At 58.7% G+C, this 24,284-nt stretch carries 20 protein-coding genes; 6 read left to right on the top strand and 14 right to left on the bottom strand.

Features of this window, described 5'->3' with window-relative positions; all coding sequences use genetic code 11:
• Nucleotides 1–82: 82 nt before the first annotated feature.
• Nucleotides 83–961 (top strand): LysR family transcriptional regulator ArgP, encoded by an 879-nt coding sequence (locus HGP16_RS32090; protein WP_168843978.1) that lies wholly within the window; start codon nt 83–85, stop codon nt 959–961.
• Nucleotides 962–1,506: 545 nt separating this feature from the next.
• On the opposite strand, the gene HGP16_RS32085 is transcribed toward HGP16_RS32090, so the two are convergent.
• The 13 genes from HGP16_RS32085 to HGP16_RS32025 form a co-directional block, all read right to left on the bottom strand.
• Complete coding sequence (locus HGP16_RS32085) at nt 1,507–2,697, bottom strand: serine hydrolase domain-containing protein (protein WP_168843977.1); 1,191 nt, start codon at nt 2,695–2,697, stop codon at nt 1,507–1,509.
• A 35-nt stretch (nt 2,698–2,732) separates the two neighbouring features.
• Complete coding sequence (locus HGP16_RS32080; protein ID WP_168843976.1) at nt 2,733–3,662, bottom strand: MurR/RpiR family transcriptional regulator; 930 nt, start codon at nt 3,660–3,662, stop codon at nt 2,733–2,735.
• 12 nt (nt 3,663–3,674) lie between these two features.
• Entirely contained in the window at nt 3,675–5,126 is a 1,452-nt protein-coding gene (locus tag HGP16_RS32075) for an amidase (protein WP_168843975.1), read from the bottom strand.
• Complete coding sequence (locus HGP16_RS32070; protein ID WP_168843974.1) at nt 5,116–6,780, bottom strand: dipeptide ABC transporter ATP-binding protein; 1,665 nt, start codon at nt 6,778–6,780, stop codon at nt 5,116–5,118. Before HGP16_RS32070 ends, HGP16_RS32075 begins: the two co-directional genes overlap by 11 nt.
• Nucleotides 6,777–7,628, bottom strand: a complete 852-nt coding sequence (locus HGP16_RS32065) for an ABC transporter permease (protein ID WP_168843973.1) — start codon at nt 7,626–7,628, stop codon at nt 6,777–6,779. Before HGP16_RS32065 ends, HGP16_RS32070 begins: the two co-directional genes overlap by 4 nt.
• A gap of 11 nt (nt 7,629–7,639) precedes the next feature.
• The gene (locus tag HGP16_RS32060) at nt 7,640–8,578 is read right to left on the bottom strand and encodes an ABC transporter permease (RefSeq protein WP_168843972.1); all 939 of its coding nucleotides are present in this window, start codon (nt 8,576–8,578) and stop codon (nt 7,640–7,642) included.
• Between the two features lie 61 nt (nt 8,579–8,639).
• Complete coding sequence (locus HGP16_RS32055; protein WP_168843971.1) at nt 8,640–10,187, bottom strand: ABC transporter substrate-binding protein; 1,548 nt, start codon at nt 10,185–10,187, stop codon at nt 8,640–8,642.
• A 496-nt stretch (nt 10,188–10,683) separates the two neighbouring features.
• Entirely contained in the window at nt 10,684–12,615 is a 1,932-nt protein-coding gene (locus HGP16_RS32050) for a methyl-accepting chemotaxis protein (RefSeq protein WP_168843970.1), read from the bottom strand.
• A 167-nt stretch (nt 12,616–12,782) separates the two neighbouring features.
• A complete protein-coding gene (locus tag HGP16_RS32045) occupies nt 12,783–13,949 on the bottom strand; it encodes an ABC transporter ATP-binding protein (protein WP_168843969.1) in 1,167 nt (388 codons plus the stop codon).
• Between the two features lie 78 nt (nt 13,950–14,027).
• Nucleotides 14,028–15,053: a Gfo/Idh/MocA family protein gene (locus HGP16_RS32040; protein WP_168843968.1), complete on the bottom strand. Its 1,026-nt coding sequence runs from the start codon at nt 15,051–15,053 to the stop codon at nt 14,028–14,030.
• 30 nt (nt 15,054–15,083) lie between these two features.
• On the bottom strand, nt 15,084–15,917 hold the full coding sequence (locus HGP16_RS32035; protein ID WP_168843967.1) for a carbohydrate ABC transporter permease: 834 nt from the start codon (nt 15,915–15,917) through the stop codon (nt 15,084–15,086).
• Between the two features lies 1 nt (nt 15,918).
• Nucleotides 15,919–16,848, bottom strand: coding sequence for a carbohydrate ABC transporter permease (locus HGP16_RS32030; RefSeq protein WP_168843966.1), 930 nt, complete (start codon nt 16,846–16,848; stop codon nt 15,919–15,921).
• Between the two features lie 70 nt (nt 16,849–16,918).
• The gene (locus tag HGP16_RS32025) at nt 16,919–18,373 is read right to left on the bottom strand and encodes an ABC transporter substrate-binding protein (RefSeq protein WP_168843965.1); all 1,455 of its coding nucleotides are present in this window, start codon (nt 18,371–18,373) and stop codon (nt 16,919–16,921) included.
• Nucleotides 18,374–18,654: 281 nt separating this feature from the next.
• Between HGP16_RS32025 and HGP16_RS32020 the strand changes: the two genes are divergently transcribed.
• Nucleotides 18,655–19,914 carry an ROK family transcriptional regulator gene (locus HGP16_RS32020; protein ID WP_168843964.1) on the top strand — a complete coding sequence of 420 codons (1,260 nt, stop codon included), beginning with the start codon at nt 18,655–18,657 and terminating at the stop codon, nt 19,912–19,914.
• Nucleotides 19,915–20,606: 692 nt separating this feature from the next.
• Here HGP16_RS32020 and HGP16_RS32015 read toward each other — a convergent pair.
• Nucleotides 20,607–21,521 (bottom strand): LysR family transcriptional regulator, encoded by a 915-nt coding sequence (locus HGP16_RS32015; protein WP_168843991.1) that lies wholly within the window; start codon nt 21,519–21,521, stop codon nt 20,607–20,609.
• A gap of 150 nt (nt 21,522–21,671) precedes the next feature.
• Between HGP16_RS32015 and HGP16_RS32010 the strand changes: the two genes are divergently transcribed.
• The 4 genes from HGP16_RS32010 (at nt 21,672) to HGP16_RS31995 (ending at nt 24,161) form a co-directional block, all read left to right on the top strand.
• Nucleotides 21,672–22,514, top strand: coding sequence for a class III extradiol ring-cleavage dioxygenase (locus tag HGP16_RS32010; RefSeq protein WP_168843963.1), 843 nt, complete (start codon nt 21,672–21,674; stop codon nt 22,512–22,514).
• A complete protein-coding gene (locus HGP16_RS32005) occupies nt 22,511–22,885 on the top strand; it encodes a glutathione S-transferase N-terminal domain-containing protein (RefSeq protein ID WP_168843962.1) in 375 nt (124 codons plus the stop codon). Before HGP16_RS32010 ends, HGP16_RS32005 begins: the two co-directional genes overlap by 4 nt.
• A 29-nt stretch (nt 22,886–22,914) precedes the next feature.
• Entirely contained in the window at nt 22,915–23,337 is a 423-nt protein-coding gene (locus tag HGP16_RS32000) for a DoxX family protein (RefSeq protein WP_168843990.1), read from the top strand.
• A gap of 242 nt (nt 23,338–23,579) precedes the next feature.
• Nucleotides 23,580–24,161: an NADP-dependent oxidoreductase gene (locus tag HGP16_RS31995; protein WP_168843961.1), complete on the top strand. Its 582-nt coding sequence runs from the start codon at nt 23,580–23,582 to the stop codon at nt 24,159–24,161.
• The last annotated feature ends 123 nt before the right edge of the window (nt 24,162–24,284 follow it).

Genomic DNA, 24,284 nt, shown 5'->3' with positions numbered 1-24,284 from the left:
AAAGGTCGATACCGGTTGTTTAGGACGACTATCGGAGTGAAGGCAAATTAGAGTTTCTTAACTCCCCTTAGGCAGACCCAGGATGCTAGATCGGTCCCAGCTCGAAGCACTCGTGACAATTGTTCGCTACGGCAATTTTGACCGTGCGGCTAAAGCCCTTAACGTTACGCCGTCCGCCGTGTCTCAACGTATAAGAGCGCTCGAAGAGAAAGTCGGCGCTGTACTGATAGTCCGCGGACAGCCATGCCGCGCGACGCCCGTTGGAGAGAAGCTGTTCCGTTACGCGGAAGACGTAGGGTTGCTTGAACAGGGTCTTCTTTCCGAAATAAACTCACTTTCAAGCGCTGAAGAACAGAGAACCGTCGCAATCGCCGTAAATGCCGACAGTTTGGCGACGTGGTTTCCATTCTCTCTCTCTGCCAGCGAAGATATCCTTTACAATATCGTTTGCGAAGATCAGGAGCACACGGCAGACTTGTTGAAGTCCGGCCTTGTAAGTGCCGCCATCTCGGGCCATGGACATGAGGTCGCCGGATGTGGTTGTCGGCTGCTAGGTAATCTGCGTTATCGCGCGGTAGCGACGCCAGATTTTATTTCCCGCTATTTTCCAGATGGTGTAACACCCGTCACGGCCGCCAGAGCCCCCGGGCTGTTGTTCAACAATAAGGACAATCTCCTCTCACAGTGGTCGGAACGCTGCCTCGGCTATCCCGTCCTTCCCCCAACACATTGGCTACCGTCAACGGATGCGATTGTCCAAGCGACGCTGCGCGGGCTTGGTTGGGGGATCAATCCAGAACACTTGGTAGAGGGACATTTAAAGGAAGGCGAACTGGCTGAGATCATTCCGGACCAGCCCTTTGATGTTCCGCTCTTTTGGCACTGGTCCAGGGCGGTCGAGCGCATCCTGGCCCCTCTTACGGCCTCCGTCCGTGAGACCGCACGCAAGTTTCTCGCGTAGCATTGAGGGTTATGCGATCGCGCAACTTGGCGAACCAGACCACCCTATTCGAACCGCCACCGGTAGTATGTAACTTCCGTAACGTCTGTCGACCGGATCGCTTCCGAGTTCGATTTTTCCTGCGCATTCAGCACGCCGGCCTAACGAAGCTTCGCGACAATCTCTTCTGCCTTATGTCTTTTCGCTGTCGTTCAATCCTTCTGGGACTCATGCCATACTTCATGAAGGATCACTTTCCGGGGCAGAGCAATAGGCTCGTGCCCATCACCGACACCGGCGCGAAGAAGAAAATAATCCAGACAGGTCGAAAACCAATCGACAAGGCGCCAAGGCCGCACACGGAAGCCCAGCGTCTACGTCATCTAGCCCTTGCTGGGATGTCCCTCAACAGACCTTGGACAACCTGCCCGGACAACTGGTAGCGAGCGCGGTCAGAGGGGCAGCGGCAGAATAACAACACAATTGAGGGCGACAAAGGCGCGCCTTGCATCTTTGTCTTCCGGCCAACCGGCGCGGCTGCAAATCCGCAGGAAAGGAGCCCTCCGCTACGACGACAGCGCTTCCCGGATAGCTCTGATGGCAGCCAGCGCCGTCCGCATGCGCATCGTGCTGACAAATTCCGGCCAGCTCGACAGGATAACCGCTGCGAAATCCGCTTCCGGGTCGATATAGATCAGCTGCCCGAACACGCCGCGCGCCATATAGGCACCACGCGAAGTATCCTCGATCCAGAACTGGTTATGATAAGCGCCGGCCGGCAGCACGTCGTGATAGATGCCACCGAAGAGCGCCGGGTTAGCGCCGAAGCGCGTTCCCGCGATCCACTGGGCTGGAACAATGCGCCGGCCGTTAATCTCACCACCGCGAAGATGCAGCAGTGCGAAGCGGGCATAGTCGCGGAGAGTCGCGTTGAACCCGCCGTCGCCCAAGGCGTAGCCGGCAGCATCGACAGTGAAACAGGCATCCTCTTCCGCTCCCATCGGCGCCCACAATTCACGGCTGACAAGCTCCGCGAGCGGCGTTGCGGTGGCGCGTTGCAGGACAAAGGCAAGCACATCGGTCTCGATTGATCGATATCGGAAGGATGCCCCATGCGGGCACTCCAGTTCCTTCAGCGACAGAATCAGGTCCCAGACATGCATCGGCCAGTTCTTGTTGCGGCGATCCTTCCAGCCACTGGCGGCATCCAGTTGCGCCATGTGGGAATCGAGCGCGGTATAGGTCTCGTCGAACAGCACACCACTAGTCATGTCTAGTACATGTTGCACGGTCGCGCCGCGATAGGCCGTCGTCTCCAGCTCCGGTAGATAATATGTCAGCAGCGCTCCAGAATCGACCAGGCCGCGGCCAGTCAGAATGCCCGCCAGCGTGCCGACGATCGACTTGGCGACCGATTGCGACAAATGGAGCGTGCGAGGGACCATGCCGTTGAGATAACGCTCGGCGACAACGGTGCCACGATGAAGCACGATCAGGCCGTCGGTATAATTCGTCTCCAGAAAACTGCCGACCGTACCAGCCTGACCTTCCGTTTCGAAGGCAATGGAATCGATAGGTTGCAGAGCGACCAGCAGCGGGCTCGCCGGGCCTGGCCCGCGCCAAACCTGTGTGGTCGGCACCATGTCGCGGACATGCTGGAAGGTCCAGCGGTTCCAGGGGGCGCGATCCCAGTCCTGCCGCGGAATTACAGGAGTTCCCGATCCTGCGGAATCACGAAATAGCGTTGTCCTGGTCATTATATGCTCTCGTTTGCGATTGGGAATGGGCTCGTTCATTCATCGCGGCGAAGGTAGCTGCCGCCGACGAACTCACCGAAGAGGCTGCCCATGTTGCTCATCATGGCGAAGTTGCGCTTCGCCTTCGGGCCGAGCTTGGTTGCAACGGCATCAATCAGCAGATTGAGTACGACGCTCAGGCTCGCTGTGGAATCCCAGAAGGTCTTCACATGAGTATGGGCCTCGAACACAAAACGCGTGTAGACAAAGGCCCAATGGCTAAATTTGTCGGTGACGATAACGAGCGGCATGTCTATCGACTTCAGCATTTCCGCCAGCTTGATGCCGCGCGTGGCATAGGAGGCCGTGTCCACGAGGACGACGGCGCTCTGTTTCGGATCCGCATTTATGATCTCGCCGAATGTCCCCGATGCATTGTCGATGAAGATGACATTTGAACGGGCCCATAAGAGGCGGCTCGCGAAATCCATAGCGAGCCCCTTTGAAGCCTGGAATCCGACGACGTAGATAGTGCGGGCCTTTACAAGCAGGCTGGCAGCCTCATCCCACAAGTCTGTGGTGGTCAACGCATAGGCCTTCACGATCGCGTCAAGTTCCAGCCGCAGGCTCTCCTGCAACATCTGCTCGCGGCCCTCGCGCATCTGGAAGCGGGCCATGTAGTCGTCGACCTCGCTGTCCTTCTCCGCGACCGCTACACGCAACCGCTTTTTAAGGTCGCGCAGGTTCTCGAAGCCGAGACCGCGAACGAACCGCGTGACGGTCATTTCGCTGACACCTACTGCCTGGGCGATGCTGCTTCCGGTCTCGAAGGGCAGTATCTGGATATTGTCGAGGATATAGGCCGCGAGGCTCTGCTCCGAGGGCGATAAATCGGCCATGCGGCCGCGCAGGATCGCTTCGATATCGATCTTCTCCTCGACGCCGCTTGCGTCCTTGGCTTCCTTGCCGCTTCGCGATTTCGCCACAGTGATGGACTCCTAGAAATTGCCGACATGGATAGCCGGGCGCCCCTGCCCCCAGACGCCAGAAGCGCCCTCTACCTCTTCTTCGATTTGCCGCGCGGCCGCAAGCAGCAGATCCTCCCGCCCAAAGCGGGCGACGAGTTGGATGCCGATCGGCAAACCGTCGCTGCTGCGCCCAAGCGGCAGGGATATCGCTGGCTGCCCGGTGGCATTGAACAGGGCGGTGAACGTCTCCTTCGGTGCCAGATCCTCGAAGACGCCATCCGCATCGATGCCGGCGCGATTAGGATCGAAGGTGCCGATCGGTTCCGGCAGAATGGCGCTAGTCGGCGTCAGCAGCAGATCGTATCGGGCAAGGAACCGCCCGATCTGGCGTGTCGTCTGGTCATAGACGGCAAGCGCCTCGATGAGCTGTGCGCCGCTTATGCCAAGTCCCCAGCGGTAAAGTGCATAGACACTTGCTCCAAGCGCTTCCTCCAGCGTCCGGTTCCTATGCCGGGCCATGGCCGGCATGTTCGCGGCAGCGTCGGCGGCCCAGATGACTTTCTGCGCGTGGAGGAAGGCCGGATAGTCGAAGTCCGGCGATGCTTCAACGACATGGTGGCCGAAAATCGCCAACCGCGCCGCGGCCGACCGTGTCGCTGCGGCTACTTCCGGGTCGATCCGCACGCCGGACCACGAACGCAGGCACAGCGCAATGCGCAGCCCCTTCGGGTTGCGCGTAATGGCATCGAGGTAGGTGTCGAATGGTGGTGCAATCTCATAGCCGTCGCCTGCATCCGGGCCATGGCACAGGTCGAGCAGTGCCGCGGTGTCGCGGATGGAGCGGGTGAGCAGGAAGGCCGTTGCAAGACCGAGAAGCGGCGCATTCGCATTCGGAGAACCCGTGACCCGGCCGCGCGAGGGCTTCAGCCCGATCAGGCCGCAGAACGCCGCCGGATTGCGGATCGATCCGCCACCGTCGCTGCCCTGTGCGAAAGGAACGATACCCGCGGCGACCGCCGCCGCCGATCCGCCGCTGGAGCCGGCAACGCCCCGCTCCGGGTTCCACGGATTGCGCGTTGCGCCATAGAGCGGTGATTCCGTCGCCGCCGGCACACCGAATTCGGAACTGGTCGTGCGTCCGACATTGACCAGTCCACCCTTGCGCAAACGGGTCCAGTACACGGCATCATGGCCGGCGTGAAAACCCTGCGCCAGACGGCTGCCGAACTCAGCGGGCCGTCCCGCCTCGATGGGAAAGTCCTTGGTTAGAATGGGAATGCTACCGAAGAGGGTTGCGGACACCGCCTCCGGCAGGCCTTCTAACGCGTCCGGATAGAGTTCGATGACGGCGTTCAGCGCAGGGTTCACCGCCGCGACGGCCTGTTCGACGCATCGGCCAAGTTCCCTAGGCGTGACCTCGCCTTTCGCCAGCAGGCGGGCGATACCGGTTCCGTCATGGGTTGCATATTCATCAAGTCGCATGGGTCGCTACCGTTTGGGAATAGGGTGTCCTCTTGGCGGACTGCAGCCGGGCCAGCGAACCGACCAGCGCCTGCGTATAGGGATCCTGCGGCGTGGACAGAACCTGCTGCGCCACGCCCTGCTCCACGATGCGTCCTGCCTTGAAGACATACACGCGCTGGCAAAGGCTGCTCACTACGGAGAGATCATGCGAAATGTAGAGCAGCGTCAGCGCACGCTCGTGCTGGAGCCGCATGAGCAGTTCCAGGATCTGCGCCTGCGTCGTGACGTCGAGCGCCGAGGTGATTTCGTCCGCGATGAGAAGCTGCGGTTTCAACGCCAGCGCCCGTGCAACGCCGACGCGCTGGCATTGCCCACCGGAAAGCTGCTGCGGCTTACGATCGCGTAGGCTGCTCGGTAACTCCACCATCTCCAGCAGGGCATCGGCTTCTTTCCGCGCGGCCTTTCGGTCGGCGATGCCATGGCGCCAGATCGGCTCCGCGACGGCCTCGGCGATGCTCAGGCGCGGATTGAGCGAATCGTACGGATTCTGGAACACCATCTGCACGCGACGGCGGAACGCCGTCAGCGCCTCGCCCCCGAGCGCCCCGACATCCTGCCCGTCCAGGTGGATTGCGCCGCCGCTTGGCGTGTTCAGGCGAATGATCGACCGGGCGAGCGTGCTCTTGCCAGAGCCGCTTTCGCCGACGATGCCGACCGTTTCGCCCGTACTGATCTCCAGATCGACGCCATCAAGGGCGCGGAAGGCATTGCTGCTGCCGAAGCCGCCAAGCAGGCCTTGTCCGGCGGGGAACGTCACCGAGAGGTTATCGATACGAAGCAGCGGCGGCGCCCGATCCTGGCTGCCGGCCGTGCCATAGCTCTTGCGGCCCGGCTGTGATTCGATCAGCAGTCTTGTATAGGGATGGCCCGGCCGGTTGATGACGTCGTCAATCGCCCCCTGCTCCACCACCTCGCCATGGCGCATGACCACCACGCGCGAGCAAATATCCGCAACGACCCCAAGATCGTGCGAAATGAGGATCATCGCCAGCCCGGTATTGCGGTTGAGTTCCTTGAGCAGTTCAAGAATGCGGGCCTGCACGGTGACGTCGAGGGCCGTCGTCGGCTCGTCTGCGATCAGTAGCTTCGGCTGGCAACCGATGGCGGCGGCGATCATCGCCCGCTGCTTCATGCCGCCCGAAAATTCATGCGGATAGGAGCGCGCACGCTTTTCCGGCTCGCGGATACCGACATCTTCCAGCAGCTTCACCGCACGTTGCAGGCCTTCGCGTTTGCCGATGCCGAGGTGCCGAATCATCGGCGCAGCGACCTGCTCGCCGATGCGGCGCAGCGGATCGAGATGCGATGCGGGGTTCTGGAAAATCATGCCTATGTCGCGACCGCGAATGGCGCAGAGTTCTGCCTCGTCGAGCGTCAACAGGTCGCGTCCATCGAGCGCCGCCCTGCCTTCGGCGCGCGCCGCCGCCGTCAGCAGCCGCATCACGGCGCGGCAGGTCACGGATTTTCCCGAACCGCTCTCGCCGACAATTCCGAGGATTTCTCCTGGCTGGAGCGTGAACGACACGTTCTTCACCGCTGCGAAGCCGCCGAAGCTGACGGAGAGATCCTTGACTTCAAGCAGCGGCCGCTTGCTCGTTTCCAGCCCGCTCATGCCGTCACCCCCTTGCGCTGCAACTGTCCCAGCCCATCGCCGAGCAGAGCAAAACCGAGACCGAGCGAAATGGCGGCCAATCCCGGGAAAAGGCAGATCCACCAGGCCTGCTGTACGAATGCCTGCCCGTCGGCGATCATTACGCCCCATTCAGCCAGCGGCGGCTGCGCGCCCATGCCGAGGAAGCCGAAGCTTGCGCCGGCGAGCATGACAAGTACCGCATCGCTGACCGCATATGCAATTACGGGGCCCAAAGCGTTCGGCAGTACATGGTGGCTGAGAATTGCGGTAGGCCCATAGCCGAGGCATTTGGCCGCCTGAATATATTCGCTCTCCCGGATCGTTAACACCTGCGCACGCACCAGCCGCGCATAGCTCACCCAGCCCACCAACGTCAGCGCCAGGATGAAATTGAGGAGCCCCGGTCCGAGCACACCGACGACGGCCAGCACCAGCACGAAGAAGGGAAACGCCACGGTCAGATCATAGATGCGCATGAACACACTATCGACCATACCGCCGAAATAGCCGCTCAACAGCCCGATCGTCGTGCCGATCAGCATCGGCGGAAGCACGCCGGCCACGCAGAGCAGCAGGTCAACCCGGCTCGCGAAGAGAACCCGCGAGAACACGTCGCGGCCCACCTGGTCCGTGCCGAACCAATGAGCGGCACTCGGTGGCGATAACATATTCATGATGTCGATGGCATCGGGATCATAGGGCGCGATTGTTGAGGCGCCGAGCGCCATCACCAGCCATCCGCCAAGAATGATGAGTGCAATGAGCATGGTGGGCGTGATGCCGCGCAAAGGCGGCGCAGTCTGCGCGAGAATCGGGGTGTCAGCCATGTGCGATCTCCTCAAAGCCGGACGCGCGGATCGATAAAGGCGGTGAGCAGGTCCACCATCAGGGTGATCAGAACCGTCGAGACCGCAAAGATTAGCGTCAGCCCCTGCACGACGTAGTAGTCGCGCCCCAGAAGCGCATTGACCATCAGCGTGCCGAGGCCGGGCACTGCATAAACGGTTTCGACGATAATGGCGCCGCCGATCATAAAGGCCACCATGACACCGAGCAGGTTGAGCGTCGGTAGCACGGCGTTCGGCAACATGGTCTGCCAAAAAATCTGCCGCTCCGTGGCACCCTGCGCCCGCGCCGCGGTGACAAAGTCCGCCGTCGTCTTTTCGATGAGTGCAGCGCGCAGGCTCTGCGTCAGAACCGGGACCAGCCAGATGGCCGTCGACAACGCCGGCAGGAAGAGGTGATGAAGATGGCCGGTGAACCCCGCGCCATAGCCGGAGACAGGGAACCAGCCGAGGCTGACGCCGAAGAAGCGCGACATCATGATGCCCAGCCAGAACACAGGAATGGTTAGGCCGGCAATCCCCACCAGGCGAATGATCTGGTCGACGATGCCGCCAGGACGGCGTGCCGCGAGGATGGCAAGGGCGACCGTCGGCGGGATGGCGAGGCACAGCACGTAGCCGGTCAGGAACAGCGTCGGCCACATGAACTGTCCGATAAGCTGGCTTACCGGCCGCTGGAAGCGCAGGGACAGGCCGATATCACCCGAAACGAGGTTGGCAAGATAGGCCAGGAACTGGCGCCAGAGCGGCAGGTCGAGCCCGTATTGCGCGCGGATCGCCGCGATGGTCTCGGGGCTTGCCCGGTCCCCGGCCAGAAGCCGCGCGGGATCGCCGGGGGCCATGTGTACGAGGAGAAACGTCACGAGGCTGATGCCAGCGAGCACGCCGATCAATTGCAGCAGACGCCGCGCAATGAGGTGCAGAAGGGACAATCCGATTCTCCGGTTCGAGCGTCAAGAGCGCGCCCTTCTTTCGGGGGGCGCTTGAGGCGGCTCACTGGCCGATGGACGTCTCTTCCAGGGTCCATTGCAGCGAAGGCGTCAGCTTGAGGCCTTGCAGGCGCTTGGAATAGGCGACCGCATTCGGCGCGTAGTAGAGCGGGATCTGCGCAACCTCTTCGGTGGTGATCTTTTGGATCTCCTTGTAGATCTCCGCGCGCTTGGTCAGGTCGACCTCCTTGGTGCCCTGTTCGACGAGCGCGTCTACCTTCGGGTTCGTATAGAAGGTGTTGTAGGAGTTGGAGCCGCAGCTTCCGCACACCGCCCAGCGTACGGCGAGATCGGGATCGGGCGTCTCGTTGTACCACCAGTTGGCCGCGGCATCGTAGTCGCCCTTGCCGGTGGCATCCCACCAGGCGCCGCTATCGACATTGACGATGACGGGCTTCAGACCGATGGCCTGCCATTGTGCCTGGATGAGCAGCGCCGTCTGCTGCGACGGCGCGTCGGCGGTTGCCAGGATCTTGACCTCGCGCCCCGCCATGCCGGACTCGGCCAGCAGTTCCTTCGCCTTGGCCGGGTCGTACGGGATGCCCGGATAATCCTTGTCATGGAAGTCGACACTGCCCGGCAACGTGGTGTTTGCCGGCTCGGCGTAACCGCGCGTGATGGCCTTGGCCATCGCCTTGTTGTCGATAGCCATGCCGGCCGCCTGCCGGGCCTTCAAATCGGAGAAGGGCTCACGCTTGTGGTTGAGCAGGGTCATGTAGATGGTCGTCGAGGGCTCGAGCCGCAAATCGATGGTCTCGACGGTCTTCAGCTCATCGATCTGCGCCCACGGCACCGCCCGCACGGCATCAATCTCGCCGGCTTTGAGCATGGCGATGCGGGTTTCGGGTGAAGCAACCTCGATCAGTTCGACCGTCGCGTCCGACTTCGGATAGCCTTTGCGCCAGTAATGCGGGTTGGGTTCGAGAATAAGCCTTTCATTCGGCTTCCACTGTTTGACCTCATAGGGGCCGGATGTGACCGGAACCGTGGCGAAGGCTTCCTCTTCGCCGCGCTTCTCGACATCCGCCTTGGAGACGATGCCCATGTTCCAGATTTCGGCGTTGCCGAGGAACGGCGCGAAAGCCGACTTGAGCGTGACCACAACGGTCTTCGGATCAACTGCCGCCACCGCGTCCACCGCGCCGAGCGGCGCCGGATAGGCCGATTTCTTGCCGCTCCGGATGCGCTCGAGGCTGAAGGCCACGTCGTCGGCCGTGATTGCCGAACCATCCGAGAACTGCGCATCGCGCAGATGGAACGTGTAGGTCTTGCCGTCTTTAGAAATATCCCATTTTTCGGCAAGCCCCGGCTCCAGCGCACCGGTCTCGGAATTGCGTCGCAGCAGGCGTGAATAGAGCTGGCCGTAGGTTTCGATATTGCCGGCCGCCGCGGAACGCATCGGATCCAAAGTCGTCGTCTGGTAAGGCGAAACGATGCGGATGACATCGTCGGCGAAGGCCGGAACGGCCCAACAAAAACCCATGGCGACGAGGGCAGCTCCGTGCAGCAACGCGCGAGTAGCCGGCGTACGGATCACGCTCAAAGAATTCATCTTGTTCTCCTCCCATATTTCGCGTGTGCCTTTCGGCACGAGGCATAAGGTATGAGATATTTATAACTTATGTCAACACAAAAGTTGGAAAGATAACACGAGGCCGCTGCTAGATCGCAAGCCCTCGCATCCGGGCTAGCGATGGCGACGCAACGGAAGAAGAGAGGACGACGGCTTCTTCGAAATCAGCCATTCAAGCGTCACTAATAGCGATTTTCGTGCTGATCGCAAATTTGACGACACACGAAACGTGTAGATCGTGAGAAGTTATCGCATGGCGCGTAGCGCGCTCGTAGGCCGCATGAAACCACACAGCGCACACGCGGTGAAAGCCGAGTGGCATCGCGACATATTCAAGGGCAGTCCTCATAGGGGGAGCAACCCGCCCATAATAGCATGCCGTCGATTGAGGCAGGATTTGCCCAAAGCTGCAGGCTGGATACTAGTTGCCTAAACGGCCCACACCCCAAAGACTACTTGGACTCCTGTACCGTATTCACGACCGACAGCGTTCCGCTGTTGAAACGTCTGCTGCGATCCCAAGTCTTTGCGCAACCTGTGTTAGCATCGCATGAGCTGGTGAAGGCGCTGACTCCGGATCTGTATCAACGGTTTGCCGACCATCAATCATGGCACTCGGGTCAATTTTAAACTCCGAAACAATCCCGCGCAACCGTTTTGCCTCGATGGCAAGTGTTGTGCTTGCAGCCGTGGATTCTTCGGCCATCGCTGCATTTTGCTGCGTAACCTGATCCATTTGATTGACTGTCCGGTTGACCTCGGAAAGGGTTACCGACTGCTCGTTGGAAGCAGCCGTAACGGCATCGAGTTGCGTGTTGATCAGCACAATTTGTTTCTCGATGATCTTGAGCGTATCTCCGGTATCGCGGACCAGGTTGACACCATTGCTGACCTCTTCGACCGAATTTAGGATAAGATCCTTGATCTCTTTTGCAGCGTGCGCCGAGCGTTGAGCAAGCTCGCGTACCTCGTGGGCAACGACCGCGAAACCTTTTCCGGCCTCACCGGACCGTGCTGCCTCAACGCCCGCGTTGAGGGCCAGAAGATTGGTCTGAAACGCGATTTCGTCGATCACACCGACAATAGTCGATATCTGGGAGGATGAGTGCTCGATGCGCTGCATCGCCGCGACAGCGCTGGAAACTACTTCTCCAGAGTGACGCGCCGACTTGTTCGCCTCGATCGCAACGTGTCGAGCCTCCGCGGTGCGCGTGCTGGAGTTGGCGATGTTTTGGGTGATCTGATCCAGAGCGGCAGCAGTCTGCTCCAGAGAAGCGGCCTGATGCTCAGTCCGCCGGGAGAGGTCCTGCGCGCTCAAACTAATTTCCTGCGCGCCGTCATCGATTGATCCGGTGGCGTCGGACACGGCTCTTAAACCTTCAGCAAGTTGGGTAACGGCAGCATTGAAGTTTGCGCGCAACGGTTCGAAATCCTCAGCGAAATCGTCGTCGAGCTTGAACACGAGGTTGCCGCCAGCGAGTTGCTTCAGGCCCTCAGCCAGCTCGGCCGTAGCCTCCGCCATATCATGTGCCCGCTGGCGCTCGGTCTCGGCGATGCGCGCACGTTCGATCTCGTTTGCGCCACGACTGGCCTCTACATCCTTTTCGAGATCCCGTGTCCGTAACTCGTTATCCTTGAAGATTTGCACTGCGCGGGCCATAGATCCGATCTCGTCACGGCGGATCGTTCCCTCAACGGACGACGTCAGATCGCCGTCGGCAATGACCTTCATCGTCGAAACGATCTGCCTGATCGGTTTGACCAACCAGGAGCGAACCGCGAGGAAACCAAAGCATGAAACGGAGAGCAGTGCCGAAAAGGCTGCTCCCAAACTCAGCACTGAGGTGTCACGGACGACGCGTAAAACATCAGCACGCTTTTGCTCTGCGTCCGACGCGAGTTTTTCCGTCACGGACGTAAATCTCGGTGAAATGGCCGCGAAAGCGGGTTGACACAAAGTGAGATAGAGTTGCTGCACCATGGTAAGCTCGGCTTCACTGGTCGCGCCGCGGGCCACGGCGATCGCTGCACCACACGTGTCGGTCAGGACAGAGAATCCATCCGCCTTCAACTTCGGCAGTTCGCTCTGCTCTGGAACTGCCTGGACGGCCAGATCCATGAACCTGACGAAGTTCTCTCTCGCGTCATTCAGGCCAGCTTCTGCGCGCGCCCTTGCCTCTTTCGACCGCGCCGTCACCATGTCGCTGATGCTGGCGCGCGCTGTCTCAAGACTTCGGTTCGATTGTGTCAAGCGAAGCGCTGCCGATGCATCCCTGTCGAGAAGCCCCTGGTAGCTGTCGTTTACCTTGAGCATCTGCCGACTCTGATAGAACGTCAGGCCGAGCGCCACGACACCAAAGACAGCCATGATGACAAAGAACTTCCCGACAATGGAAACATGTTTCACAAGCCACTCCTCTAAGCTCGGTCTCAGTCACGGTGCATGGGTGTTCAGGTTCTGATAATTTGAAAGCCTAAGAAAAAAATGGCTGCCGCCGACCTCGTATTCGACGACAGCCAAGTTGCCTGGGAGGGCAGGAGAAATGTTGAACCTCTTGTTTGGCGAATAGCCCGTCAGTCGCGGATTGCAATTCCAGTTACCGGATCGAACCAGTGCAACTTCTCCAGATCGACAGTTAGTGGCAGATGTTGATTGGGGCGCGGTGTCAGCGCCGGTGGGATCCGCGCCACCAATCGGTTCGTACCTTTATTTGGAAAGTCTTCGGTATCTTCGGCATCGTTTATGTTGACCGGCGGTGACGCGATGTCGAAAAAGACGAAAGTGTCGGCTCCAAGCGCTTCGGCAACTGGGACCTGCTGGTTGAACAAAGCTTCGGACTCGGGGCAAACCTGGAACATCTCCGGGCGAATTCCAACGATCACCTGTCGGCCAATATACTCCGAAAGTGCCGCCTTGGCGGGGACGGAGAAGGATGTCGTCGTTCCAGTAACCGTAGCTTTGAGCGACCCGGCGTCCGCCGTCAGCGCGACGCGCACGAAGTTCATAGCGGGCGAGCCGATGAAGCCAGCAACGAAGAGGTTGGCGGGCTTGTCGTAGAGCATCTGCGGGGTGTCGATCTGCTGAAGATTGCTCTCCTGTCCATTTAACACCGGCTTCAGCACAGCCACACGATCGCCCATGGTCATGGCCTCGACCTGATCATGCGTTACGTAGAGTGTCGTTACGCCGAGCCGCTGGTTGAGCAGCTTCAGTTCGCCGCGCATCTGCACGCGGAGCTTGGCATCCAGGTTGGAAAGAGGTTCATCCATCAGGAACGCCAAGGGGTGGCGAACAATCGCCCGGCCCATCGCCACGCGCTGGCGTTGACCACCGGACAGTGCCCCGGGCTTGCGCTCTAGATACCGCGTGAGATCGAGCATCTCAGCTGCGTCGCGGACCAGCTTGTCGATCTTTTCCTTGGGCATTTTCCGCTGCTGAAGACCGAAGGCCATGTTGTCGTAAACGGTCATATGAGGGTAAAGCGCATAGTTCTGGAAAACCATGGCGATATCCCGGTCCTGGGACTCCGTCTCGGTGACGTCAGCGTCATCCATGAGCAGCCGGCCGCTGTTCAGCGTTTCAAGGCCCGCTGCCATCCGCAATAATGTCGACTTACCGCAACCCGATGGGCCGACCAACACGACGAATTCTCCGTCCGCGACCGAAAAACTCACATTTGCAACAGCAACGGTTCCGTCCGGAAAGGTCTTGCCGATCCCATCAAAGGTCATGGACGCCATTTTAATCTACTCCCTGCATTGTCCGGCGAGGCAAGCCGCACTGTCGTACGGATATGCCCCGCGCCTTTGCTTTCGGCTTTAGCCGATGTTTACAGGCTTGCCGCTCGCGACGGATTGTTCGATCGCCGCTAGGATCTTAGTGTTCGCCAGGCCATCCTGTGCATCCGCCAGCAGCGGTGCGTCGCGCACCACGCTATCGACAAACCGAGCAATGGATTCCAGGACAAACCCGCCGATACGCGTCGCACCGGTTGGCGTTATGCCGATATAGTCATTGTATTTCAGTCCTCCGTCGCCAATTCTGCGCAGGCCGCCGTTATGGGTGGGGTCCGCCTGGACCTGGCCTTTTTCACCAACAAACTCGATCTTGAAATCAACGAGCGAAGGATTGTCGCGCGAGAGGATCCAGCTGTTCTCCATTGTCACGACCGTGCCCTTGGAAAATTCAAGGACCGATACATGGAAATCCTTCGTATCCACGCCGCCGGCCGACAGCGTCCCCGAGCGGGCGACGGAATAAACACGCGCGACCTCGTCGGCGAGAATGAAACGCAGGACATCGACCAGGTGGCTACCCAAAAACCAGAGTGCGGATGACTTCGCAGCCCAGCTTAGCATTTCGAATGGAACGAACGTCGTGTTCGACAGACGCGCGGTGCCGTGCTTGGCCAGGCCGATCTGTCCGTTCTGGATCACGTCGCGCACCTGGACGAGAATCGGATTCACACGGTTGTGAAAATCAATCATCAGCTTGCCCTTGGACTTTGAAGCCGCTGCCGCAATCTCCTCGGCTTCACTCACGGTCGTCGCAAGTGGCTTTTCGCTCAACACGTGTTTATCGGCTCTCAGAGCCGCGAGAATAATCGGCGTATGAGTAAAGTCCGGCGTCGCGACCGAGATGGCGTCGATCTGATCGCTTGAGATCAGCTTGTGGTAGTCGGTGAAGGAATGTGTGGCCCTAAAGCTTTCCTTCATCTTCTGCGCCCTGCCCTCATCCAGGTCGCAGACGCCGACCAGCTCGGTCTCCGGCAAAACATTAAAGGTATGGGCATGATTGCCGCCCCAAAGACCGGCGCCGATGACACCCATTCGCAGTTTGCTCATTGCATTTTACTCCATTTATAAAGGGAAAGCTCAGCCCTTCACCGATCCAAAGGTAAGGCCCCGAACGACATATCGATCGAAAACAAGGAAGATGATCATCGGCGGTATCATCGCGAGCACTGCCGCGGCCGCGATGTAGTTCCACGTCACTCCGCTTGTCGCGAAGTATCCAAGTGTTCCGATAGGAAGGGTGGCGGTGGAGCGCGAGCTCAGCACGAGCGGGAAAGCCGCGTTGTTCCACGCGAACACAAAGGCGAACATTGAGGTGACAATAATGCCGGGACGAACGATCGGCAGCGTGATACGCAACATGATCGTGTACCAGCGCGCACCGTCGACCCGGGCGGCTTCCTCCAGTTCCACTGGCACTTCGTCGATGAAACTCTTCATCAACCAGACCGAAAACGGGATCGTCAGCGTCTGCAGAACCAGGATCATGGAGAAGTAGGAACCCTGGAGGCCGATGCGCGTGATGAGGATGAAATACGGGATCAGGAACGCGACCGGCGGCGCCATCAGCAAGCCGAGGTACCACAACATAATGTTCTTCTTGCCGCGAAGCTTGAAACGGGACAAGGCGTAGGCAGCTGGAACGGAAAATGGCAGATTGAGCAACACAGCGCCAACTGCGACGATCAGGCTGTTAACGAGTTGCGGCGCGTTGGTGCCGGGATCAACGAGGATGTGCCGGAATGCGTCGAGATTGGGCTCGAAGGTAATTTGCGGCGGCATCGTGAATGCCGTCTCGGCCGGCCTGATAGCAAGGGCGATGAACCACAGGATAGGACCGACGAAGATCGCCAGGAAGAGGAGGCCCGCAGCATAGGTCAGCGCCGTGTTGAAGCTCGTGTGGCGACGGGACATTTTACCACTCCTCATTTCGGAACGCGAAGAAGACGTAGAGGGCAACGATCACGTTGACGATCAGGACAGTGATCCAGGTCATTGCGCTGACAAGGCCGATGTTGAAGTTCACGAGGCCCTGTTCGTAGAGCGAGTATCCAAGGGTACGCGTGGAGGTTCCGGGTCCGCCACGCGTCAGCACAAGAACCGTGTCGAAGGTGTTGAAGATTTGCATAAAGCGCAGCATGACGATGATAATGGCTGTGCGCTTGATCAGCGGCAGTTTGATTCTCATCAGAATCGTCCATGCAGACGCCCGATCTAGTCGTGCGGCCTCTAAGATTTCGTCGGGGACGGCCAGGAGGCTTGCGTAGAGAACGATCGCAAAGAATGGCGTCCATTGCCAGATGTCGACGAAAAGGATGGCCGCAAGCGCTGTTGATGGCGAGCCAAGAATTCCTTCCGCGGGAACGGGAAGCCAGAGCGACTGCAACACCCAGCTCAGCAATCCGCCGCCAGGATCATAGAGGTAGCGGAACAAAAAGCCGACGACGATAGGCGCGATCGTGGTGGGGAGGATCAGCAGGGCCCGCACGATATTCATGCCGGGCAGCGCCTTGAGCAGGATGAGCGCGATCGCCAGGCCAAATGTGAACTCAAGTGCCGTACCAAGGATCGACAGGATCAGCGTGTTGGTGAGCGCGGCGCGAAAGTCAAAGGCGTTAAACGCCTGCACATAATTCTCAAAGCCAACGAACTGGAGCGGCTCCGGGCCGATTTGCAGATTCCAGAAATAGAAGCTCGATCTCAGGGCAAACAGCAAGGGGTATGCGATCAGAGCGAGCAGCATCACGACCGAAGGTGCGATCAGCAAGTATGGTAGATTTCGGCGGATAAAGCTCTTCCGGGCAGGCCCGAGGGCTCGCGGCGAGCGAACAATTGTCGTGTGCATAGCCAGATCCAGTTCTTCTTCACATGGTTGCCGGCGCGATCGCTGTCGCGCCGGCGCGAGGAGAACTCTATTACTTCTTGGCCATCAGGGCTTTGGCTCCATCAAGCGTATCTGCATAGCTATCCTTCTGATAAGGAATCATCAGATTGCCCTTAAGGATGCTCTCGAACAGACTGTTGGCGCGCTCAAGACCGGTCTTCGGCTCTTCGTTGCCGGTCAGAAGCTGGTTCAATGTGAGCCCGAGCACGCTTTCGACGGCTGTGTAACCTGGTACAGGCGGCCGCGTGACCTTGCCATTGCCCTGTTTCATCATCGCATACTGCACATCAAGGTAAGGATAGATCGCCCGGACTTCCTCGTCTTCATAAAGCGAAGCGCGTGCAAAGTCGGAAAACTGGTAGTTAAGGTCCGGCCAAAGAGCCATTTTCTTCTGCGTGGCCTTAGAGGTTGCCCATTTGATGAAGGCGTAGCCAGCATCTTGTCTTTCCGAGCTCGACGGGATCCCGAGGCTCCAGCCGCCGAGGCTGACCGTCTGAGGGACGCCCTCGGCTTTCGGCAAGGCCGCCGTCGCGTACTTGTCCATGACGCCCGACTTCTTGCCGGTCATGTAGCCGGAGTTCTTGATCAGATAGAAGTAAGGCGTCCACCAGTAGAACATCCCGATGTCGCCCTTGGCGAAACGGGTGCCGGCGTCGAACCAGACATAGTTGATCGCTTCAGGCGGAGACAGCTTGTACAGCTGCCTGTAGACTTCGACAGACTTGATCCAGGCGGGACTTGTCAGCTGCGGGGAGAAATCCCACGGAGCCGCTGGGAACGACTTGAACCAGTTCGCGCCGTGGCTTGCCGATACCTGCGTAAACATGTGCACGATCGGTGACGGTTGGGAGCCGCAAACGACGGTTGGGAAGAGCGGCTTGCCGCCAAAAGATTTGCCTTCAATTGACTTGAGGGTGTCGACGTATTTCGTCCAGGTCCACTCTTCCGAAGTCTTTGTCGGCGGTGCTGCGATGCCGAGTTCGTCAAAGACGTCCTTGCGGTACATAACCCCCTGCGCATATGCGGCGACCGGCAATGTACCGACCTGACCGCGCCACATGTTCGAGGAATAAAGCACCTCCGGGATGAAGTCTGAGAGGTCGAATTCGTTGTCCTTGGCAATGAAATTGTTCAGCGAGATGATCCAGCCATTGTCCAGGTACTGCCCAAGCCACATCTGATCGACAACGATGACGTCGGCGTCTGAGGTCTTGGCGACGAAGGCGGAGACGAGGCGCGATTGAAGCGCGTCATAGGAGAGGCTCTCCAGTTCCACCTTGATGCCTGTTTCCTTCTCGTATTCTGGCACCAGCGCCTTCATTGAGAAAAAGAATGGGTCTTCAACTGACAGGACGCGAACCGTGTTCGCATCCTGGGCAGCGCCTCTGCGCGGAATGGCCAGTGAACCTGCGCCAGCTACAAGAGCTGCGACTGAAGCGCTCTTCAGCAGGTCACGTCGCGACATATTTCCGATATCGATTGTCATAAGAGCCTCCTCAGTTGATTTGTAATCCAATTCCGGCCGTTCAGCGTAGCCCTTAGGCTTCCGCTATTGATACCGAGATTGTTACCCCTAATTTGCTTTTGTCAGCAGTTAGTTTGTACCTCGCACAAACTTATGATAGTGTCAAGAAGTCGTTCAGTGAAAATTCCGCTTTACCGCGACGCGCGCCGGCCATCCTGCTGGCGTCACTTGAAACGCCTCATGCTGTCTGGTCGTTCGAGAATGTACAGGCTACAAAGGATCAAGCAGATTGGAGATAAAAATTGAAATTTGAGAGCCAGCCGTCCTATTCGTTGGGTCAGCGCACCCCCGCCAGCAGAGAAGTCGCTGCCGGCGAGAATGGCGGCAACGTGACGCTTGTCTCGCAATCGGCACTTGGCGCCATCAACCGCGGTCGCGTCCTGCAAGCCTTATACGATAACGGGCCCAAAAGCCGGGCGGATCTCGCCCGCCTTGCAGGCGTCAACCGGACAACCATTACCGGTATTGTGCAGCCAATGATCGAAGACCAGCTTCTTGTCGAGGGAGATGCATCGCCTTCCGATGTCAAAGGCGGCAAGCCCGCTCGTCCGCTTTATTTCAACCCCGACGCACCGATGCTTGGCGCTGTCCTCCTTCTGCCCGGCACAATACAAGCCTGCCTCGTCGCGCTAACCGGTGAAATCAAGGCTGTCACAAAAGCAGAGTTTGATCCGGTTGGCGACACAAAGGCATTCATCGCGGTCATGACAAAGACGCTTACTGCTACACTGTCTGAGGCCCAGCAGGCGCCGTTTGGCATCGGCGTGGCATCGGCGGGAATGATCGATAGTGACAATGGGACCATTCTTACCGTGAACCTTGCTCCCGTCCTGACGGGCCTTCCCCTTGTGGCCATATTACAAAAACGCTTCTCTCTTCCGGTTGTCATCGATCATCACCCCCGTGCCTTGCTTGTTGGGGATAGATGGTTCGGGCCGGGTCGCGGCCAACAAAACTTCGCAGCGGTCTATACCGGTGAGGTTCTCGGGGGAGCCTTCTTCATCGACGGTAAGGTCTACCGTGGACTTGCCGGATCCGGCGGCGAGCTTGGTCACAGCGTGGTGCAGATCGATGGTGCCCTTTGCAATTGCGGAAAGCATGGTTGCTGGGAGACCGTTGCTGCCCTTCCCTGGCTGCGAAAAGAAGCCGCCCGAATGGGCTTGCCGCATCCCAAAAGCATCACCTGTGCTCGGCTTGTCAAGGAAGCAGACGAGGGCTCAAACGCGGCAGATGAGCTGCTCGACCGCTACACACGCAATGTTGCGTTCGGCATCGTCAATCTGCAGCAAACACTGTGCCTCAACTCCTACGTCCTTCATGGTGACGTCGCCGGAGGCGGCATGAGGGCTGCGGAGCTGATCAGGCAACATGTCGAGCAGCTTGTGGTGAAGAGACCCGGTCAGGAGATTTCGATCACGGTGAATGGTGTCGGCGAAGGCCATACGGCTCTGCGTGGCGCGGCGGGTCTGGTTTTATCGAGCCACCTCAAGCTGGTTATTTGAGGCTGCAAAGCGGCGGCTGGTCCGTAATCAAGCGACGTCGCGACCTCTGCAGGTGCCAAGTCGCGCCTGAGCGCTCCGCGAACCTCCTTAAGAGAGGTAGGGGGCAATCGATTTTTAAGGTCGGGACTTGGGCTTGCGACCGTTGAGGTAAGGACTGCCATCGTCTGCGACGAGGGCGGAAAAGAGTGGGGCAAAGAACGGAATGCAGGCCGCACCAATTGTCCCGACGCGGGGCCTCAGTCGGGACGCCTCGACTGGGCAGCCTGCAAGCAGCTTGTCTGTTACCAGTTCTGGCAGCCGTCCCCACAGGACATCAGGGCCGGGTCGAACATCGCCATTGCCACACGCATCGTCTCGCTGAGTTGCTAGCCGGCGCGTTCAACCTATTGCCACGAGCTACTGCAAACCAACTTAACTTACGCAATGTAATTCACCTGTCATGTTGCTCCCTTACCAAGGAGCCGCCCGTCTGGAGACCAATGCATAGGGCACCACTCTATGGGACGTACCAAGGCCGCCCAGATTTACAAGATGACGGGCAACCTCCGGGCCGCATCCTGCTTTGTCATCCGCAAAAGCCTCATCGCGCACTCTATCAATCTCTAACTTGGCATCGATTTCGAAAGTTTGCGACAGAACCTGATTGTTTGCTAACAAGATCAGGCAAGGCCGCCGGCAATACGACTATGCCGTCACGAGCTTTTTCCAAGTTCGGCACAGAGGTCTTGTCGCGAAGAAAGGAAGTCTATGAAGGTGCGCACCTTGGCGGAAAGATATTTCCGGCTGGGATAGACGGCGTATAGCGTTGTGCTGAAGTTCAGTGCCTCCGGCAGCACCATCTCCAGTCGTCCTTCGGCGGTGTCCGGCTGAATCATCAACGCCGGCAGAAAGACAAGTCCCATGCCCTCGAGCGCTGCCATGTGCAGCATGGTCTCGTTCTCGCTTTGCATCACGGTCCGGAATTTCACCGTTTCCCGACCCTGTGGACCATCGAAGGCTAAACTACCGTTCGAATTCATGCCGCTGTATTGCAGCAAGGAATGTCCGTTGAGATCGGTCAGTTTCGCCGGTCGTCCGGTGCGCGCCAGATAGGTGGGCGAGCCTACCGCGTGAAAAACGATTTTCGTCAGCGGGCGTGCGATGAGACCAGGATCGAGTCTTTCGGGTGCCGTTGCTCGCAGGGCGAGGTCGAAGCCCTCATCGACGAGATTAACGATCCGGCCGCTGAAATCCATGTCGAGACACACCTCGGGGTAGCGCTGATGATATTCGGCAAACATTCGGGCGACGAGGGTATTTGCAACCCAGACCGGAGCGCTGAGCTTTAGCGTTCCACGGGGCGTCACCGCGACGTTGCTGACTGCGGCTTCCACCTCGTCCAGTCCGTCCAGCGTCTGTCGGGCCTGACTGAAATAGAGCATCCCGGTTTCGGTCACGCTGACGTGGCGGCTCGTCCGGTTGAGCAGTCTAGTCCCAAGCCGGTTCTCCAAATGCAGCACGTGCTTGCTCGCCATTGCTGGCGAGAGGCCAAGACGATCGGCTGCGGCCGTAAAGCTCTTCAGTTCCGCCACAGCGCAAAAGACCCGTAGGCTCGTCAACGTATCCATGATCATCAACTTATAGGAGATGTTCTTTCAACAAAAGGCACGTTGATCAACATTTCTGAAACATTCATTTTGGTTTGGACAGTGCGAATTGAGGACGTTCACGGCGATTTCGCGTTCGCGTCACCGGCATGTTTCCGAGGATAAAAGATAATGACGGCGTTTCGCCTTCCGACCTACTTCGTCAGTCATGGTGGCGGCCCATGGCCATATATGACCGGTGACTTCCGTCGCAACTTCGACAAGCTTGAGCGGTCGCTGGTCGAAATGAAGGTCGAACTTGGCGACGTACCAAAGGCCATCCTCGTGATTTCCGGTCATTGGGAGGAGCAGGGCTTTGCCATTTCATCCGGCGCCAGCCCGGGGATGGTCTACGACTACCAAGGCTTTTCTGAAGACCTCTATCATATCAAATATCGCGCACCGGGCTCACCCGCGCTTGCAAAGCGCATCCAAGAACTTCTGAAGGTCCGTGGCCTCAAGGCAGGGCTTGATCCGGCTCGCGGTTTCGATCACGGCACTTTTAGCATCATGAAGCCGCTCTATCCTGATGAAGACATCCCTGTCGTTCAACTTTCTCTGGACACTAGCTACGATCCGGCCTTGCATCTTGAGGCCGGGCGAGCACTGGCACCTCTGCGCGACGAGGGCGTGCTGATTATCGGCAGCGGTCTAAGTTATCACAATCTAAGGGAAATACGCGGCAGTAGCGGGCATGAGGCGTCCCGCCGATTCGATGCCTGGCTCCAGCAGACGTTGATCCATTCATCGCCCTACGATCGCGCCGAGCGGTTACTCGAATGGGAGCGAGCCCCATTCGCCCGGGCCGCACATCCAAAGGAAGACCATCTCATCCCACTGCTGGTCGCCGTCGGCGCGGCAAGAGATGAGCCCGGCGCCGTTACCTACCATCAGACCAATTTCGCGGGCGGGCTCACCGCATCGAGCTTCCGCTTCGGCAATGTCCCGGTCCCAAGCCATGGAGTAGTGCAATGACCAAAACCACATTTAAACCCGTCGTCTACTTCAAGCATAACTGCCCATTCTGCCTGAAGGTGCGGCTGTACTTGCTCGAAGCGGGCATGATGGAGGCAGTTGAGATCCGCGACTTCGTGCCTGGATCAAAGCAGGAAGAGGATGTCCGTGCCGAACTCAGCCCGCACCTTGCTAAGGTAAGCTTCCCTGCCGCTCAGCTTGAAGACGGGCGCTACATTGCAGAGTCCGATGACATCATAGCGTTTCTGGCAGCGAAATCGGGGCGGGACCCAGCAGGGCTGCCAGTGCTCGGAAATTATATCGAAGGTGCCCTCAAGCCGATGCTGAATCTCTGGGAAGAGAATGTCGAGCTGAAGGCCGCCGCTGCTTGACGATACAACCAGAAAACAAGGAAAATACCATGCCAAATACCAATAAGTGGACGCCGTATATCCTCGCCATCTTGAGGATCGTGACCGCACTGCTGTTTCTCGAACATGCCACGATGAAGTTCTTCCAGTTCCCAGCGGCGATACCTGGCGTACCCTATCCGCTGCCGGCCATCATGCTCATCGCCGGTGCGATTGAAGTGGTCACCGGATTGCTGATGACTGTTGGATATTTCACACGTGTCGCAGCCTTCATTGCTTCTGGCGAGATGGCTGCCGCCTACTTTATGGCCCATGCTCCACAGGGCTTTTGGCCAGCCCTGAATATGGGCGAGCTAGCGATCATATTTTGCTTTGTATTCCTCTACGTTGCCTCGGCCGGCGCTGGTGCCTGGGCGCTCGACAATCTCCTGCGTCCTTCCAAAATTGGGACGCCGATTTCCGGACGGGCATAAGTTTTCGCCAGAAAGAACCTAACTACCTCGGCCGGGGAAGAGCTTCCTTATCCAGGTGGCGTTGAAAATTGCCTAAGGTCGGAATGATTGTCGACGATCCTCCATGCCTGCCTTAGGCCTCGCTTGCGACCGAAAACTGACAAAGATCGCTGGCGCCGGTGACGGCTATATATCGCCCGGGAGGGACACATAAACTGTCTCCCAACATATTTTGAAGTTAACGAACAAGAAGGTGCCGACCCATGAAAGCTGTCCGCCTGAAGTCCTATGGCGATATCGATCAATTGGTGATCGAGGAGATCCCCATGCCCCAGCCGCAAGCCGGTGAAGTCCTGGTCAAGATCGAAGCGTCCGCAGTCAACCACTTTGACCTTATCATCCGTCAAGGCTATGCAGCCCAGTTCATTCCGTTGGAGCTTCCCGCAGTACTAGGCACCGATGCTGCCGGCACCGTTGTCGAGCTTGGTACAGGCGTAACCGGGATCGCGGTCGGCGATCGCGTCATTGCCGACTTCGCTCACAACGGCAAGGGCGCTCATGCCGAATATGGCGTGGTTCCTATCACGGCGATCGCCAAACTTCCGTCAAATCTGACCTTCGAACAAGGCGCCGCGTTGCCGAAAGCGGGCTTAACCGGGCGGCAGTCGGTCGATGCTCTTCACGTCAAAGCAGGTGACCGCGTCCTGGTTTCAGGCGCGCTTGGTGCGGTTGGTCGGGCTGCGATCCAGTATCTCCGCGAAATTGGGGCAAAGCCGGTGGCCGGCGTCCGAAGCAACCGGCTCGAAGAGGCGCGCCAAGTGGCGGGCGAGGCGCTCGATATGTAAGCGCGAATTTCGGTGCGCCTTTTGAGGCGCAGCGCTCTGAGGCATGAAGTGTCCACCAAAAAATAGGTGGACACCAAATCATGGATGAAGATGCTCCTAAATTGCAGGTGCGGCTTGTTGGTC

The sequence above is a fragment of the Rhizobium sp. P40RR-XXII genome (genome assembly GCF_012641405.1).
In the GTDB taxonomy this organism is placed as follows: domain Bacteria; phylum Pseudomonadota; class Alphaproteobacteria; order Rhizobiales; family Rhizobiaceae; genus Rhizobium.
The sequence above is the reverse complement of the archived record's forward strand: the minus strand, read 5'-3'. Positions and strand labels throughout refer to the sequence as shown.

What these genes read in the sequence shown, in the direction of transcription:
- HGP16_RS32055 (WP_168843971.1), bottom strand. Translation starts at nt 10,187, where the DNA reads ATGAATTCTTTGAGCGTGATCCGTACGCCGGCTACTCGCGCGTTGCTG.
- HGP16_RS32030 (WP_168843966.1), bottom strand. Translation starts at nt 16,848, where the DNA reads ATGCACACGACAATTGTTCGCTCGCCGCGAGCCCTCGGGCCTGCCCGG.
- HGP16_RS32045 (WP_168843969.1), bottom strand. Translation starts at nt 13,949, where the DNA reads ATGGCGTCCATGACCTTTGATGGGATCGGCAAGACCTTTCCGGACGGA.
- HGP16_RS32000 (WP_168843990.1), top strand. Translation starts at nt 22,915, where the DNA reads ATGCCAAATACCAATAAGTGGACGCCGTATATCCTCGCCATCTTGAGG.
- HGP16_RS32040 (WP_168843968.1), bottom strand. Translation starts at nt 15,053, where the DNA reads ATGAGCAAACTGCGAATGGGTGTCATCGGCGCCGGTCTTTGGGGCGGC.
- HGP16_RS32085 (WP_168843977.1), bottom strand. Translation starts at nt 2,697, where the DNA reads ATGACCAGGACAACGCTATTTCGTGATTCCGCAGGATCGGGAACTCCT.
- HGP16_RS32015 (WP_168843991.1), bottom strand. Translation starts at nt 21,521, where the DNA reads ATGGATACGTTGACGAGCCTACGGGTCTTTTGCGCTGTGGCGGAACTG.
- HGP16_RS32005 (WP_168843962.1), top strand. Translation starts at nt 22,511, where the DNA reads ATGACCAAAACCACATTTAAACCCGTCGTCTACTTCAAGCATAACTGC.
- HGP16_RS32035 (WP_168843967.1), bottom strand. Translation starts at nt 15,917, where the DNA reads ATGTCCCGTCGCCACACGAGCTTCAACACGGCGCTGACCTATGCTGCG.
- HGP16_RS32065 (WP_168843973.1), bottom strand. Translation starts at nt 7,628, where the DNA reads ATGGCTGACACCCCGATTCTCGCGCAGACTGCGCCGCCTTTGCGCGGC.
- HGP16_RS31995 (WP_168843961.1), top strand. Translation starts at nt 23,580, where the DNA reads ATGAAAGCTGTCCGCCTGAAGTCCTATGGCGATATCGATCAATTGGTG.
- HGP16_RS32010 (WP_168843963.1), top strand. Translation starts at nt 21,672, where the DNA reads ATGACGGCGTTTCGCCTTCCGACCTACTTCGTCAGTCATGGTGGCGGC.
- HGP16_RS32090 (WP_168843978.1), top strand. Translation starts at nt 83, where the DNA reads ATGCTAGATCGGTCCCAGCTCGAAGCACTCGTGACAATTGTTCGCTAC.
- HGP16_RS32075 (WP_168843975.1), bottom strand. Translation starts at nt 5,126, where the DNA reads ATGCGACTTGATGAATATGCAACCCATGACGGAACCGGTATCGCCCGC.
- HGP16_RS32025 (WP_168843965.1), bottom strand. Translation starts at nt 18,373, where the DNA reads ATGACAATCGATATCGGAAATATGTCGCGACGTGACCTGCTGAAGAGC.
- HGP16_RS32070 (WP_168843974.1), bottom strand. Translation starts at nt 6,780, where the DNA reads ATGAGCGGGCTGGAAACGAGCAAGCGGCCGCTGCTTGAAGTCAAGGAT.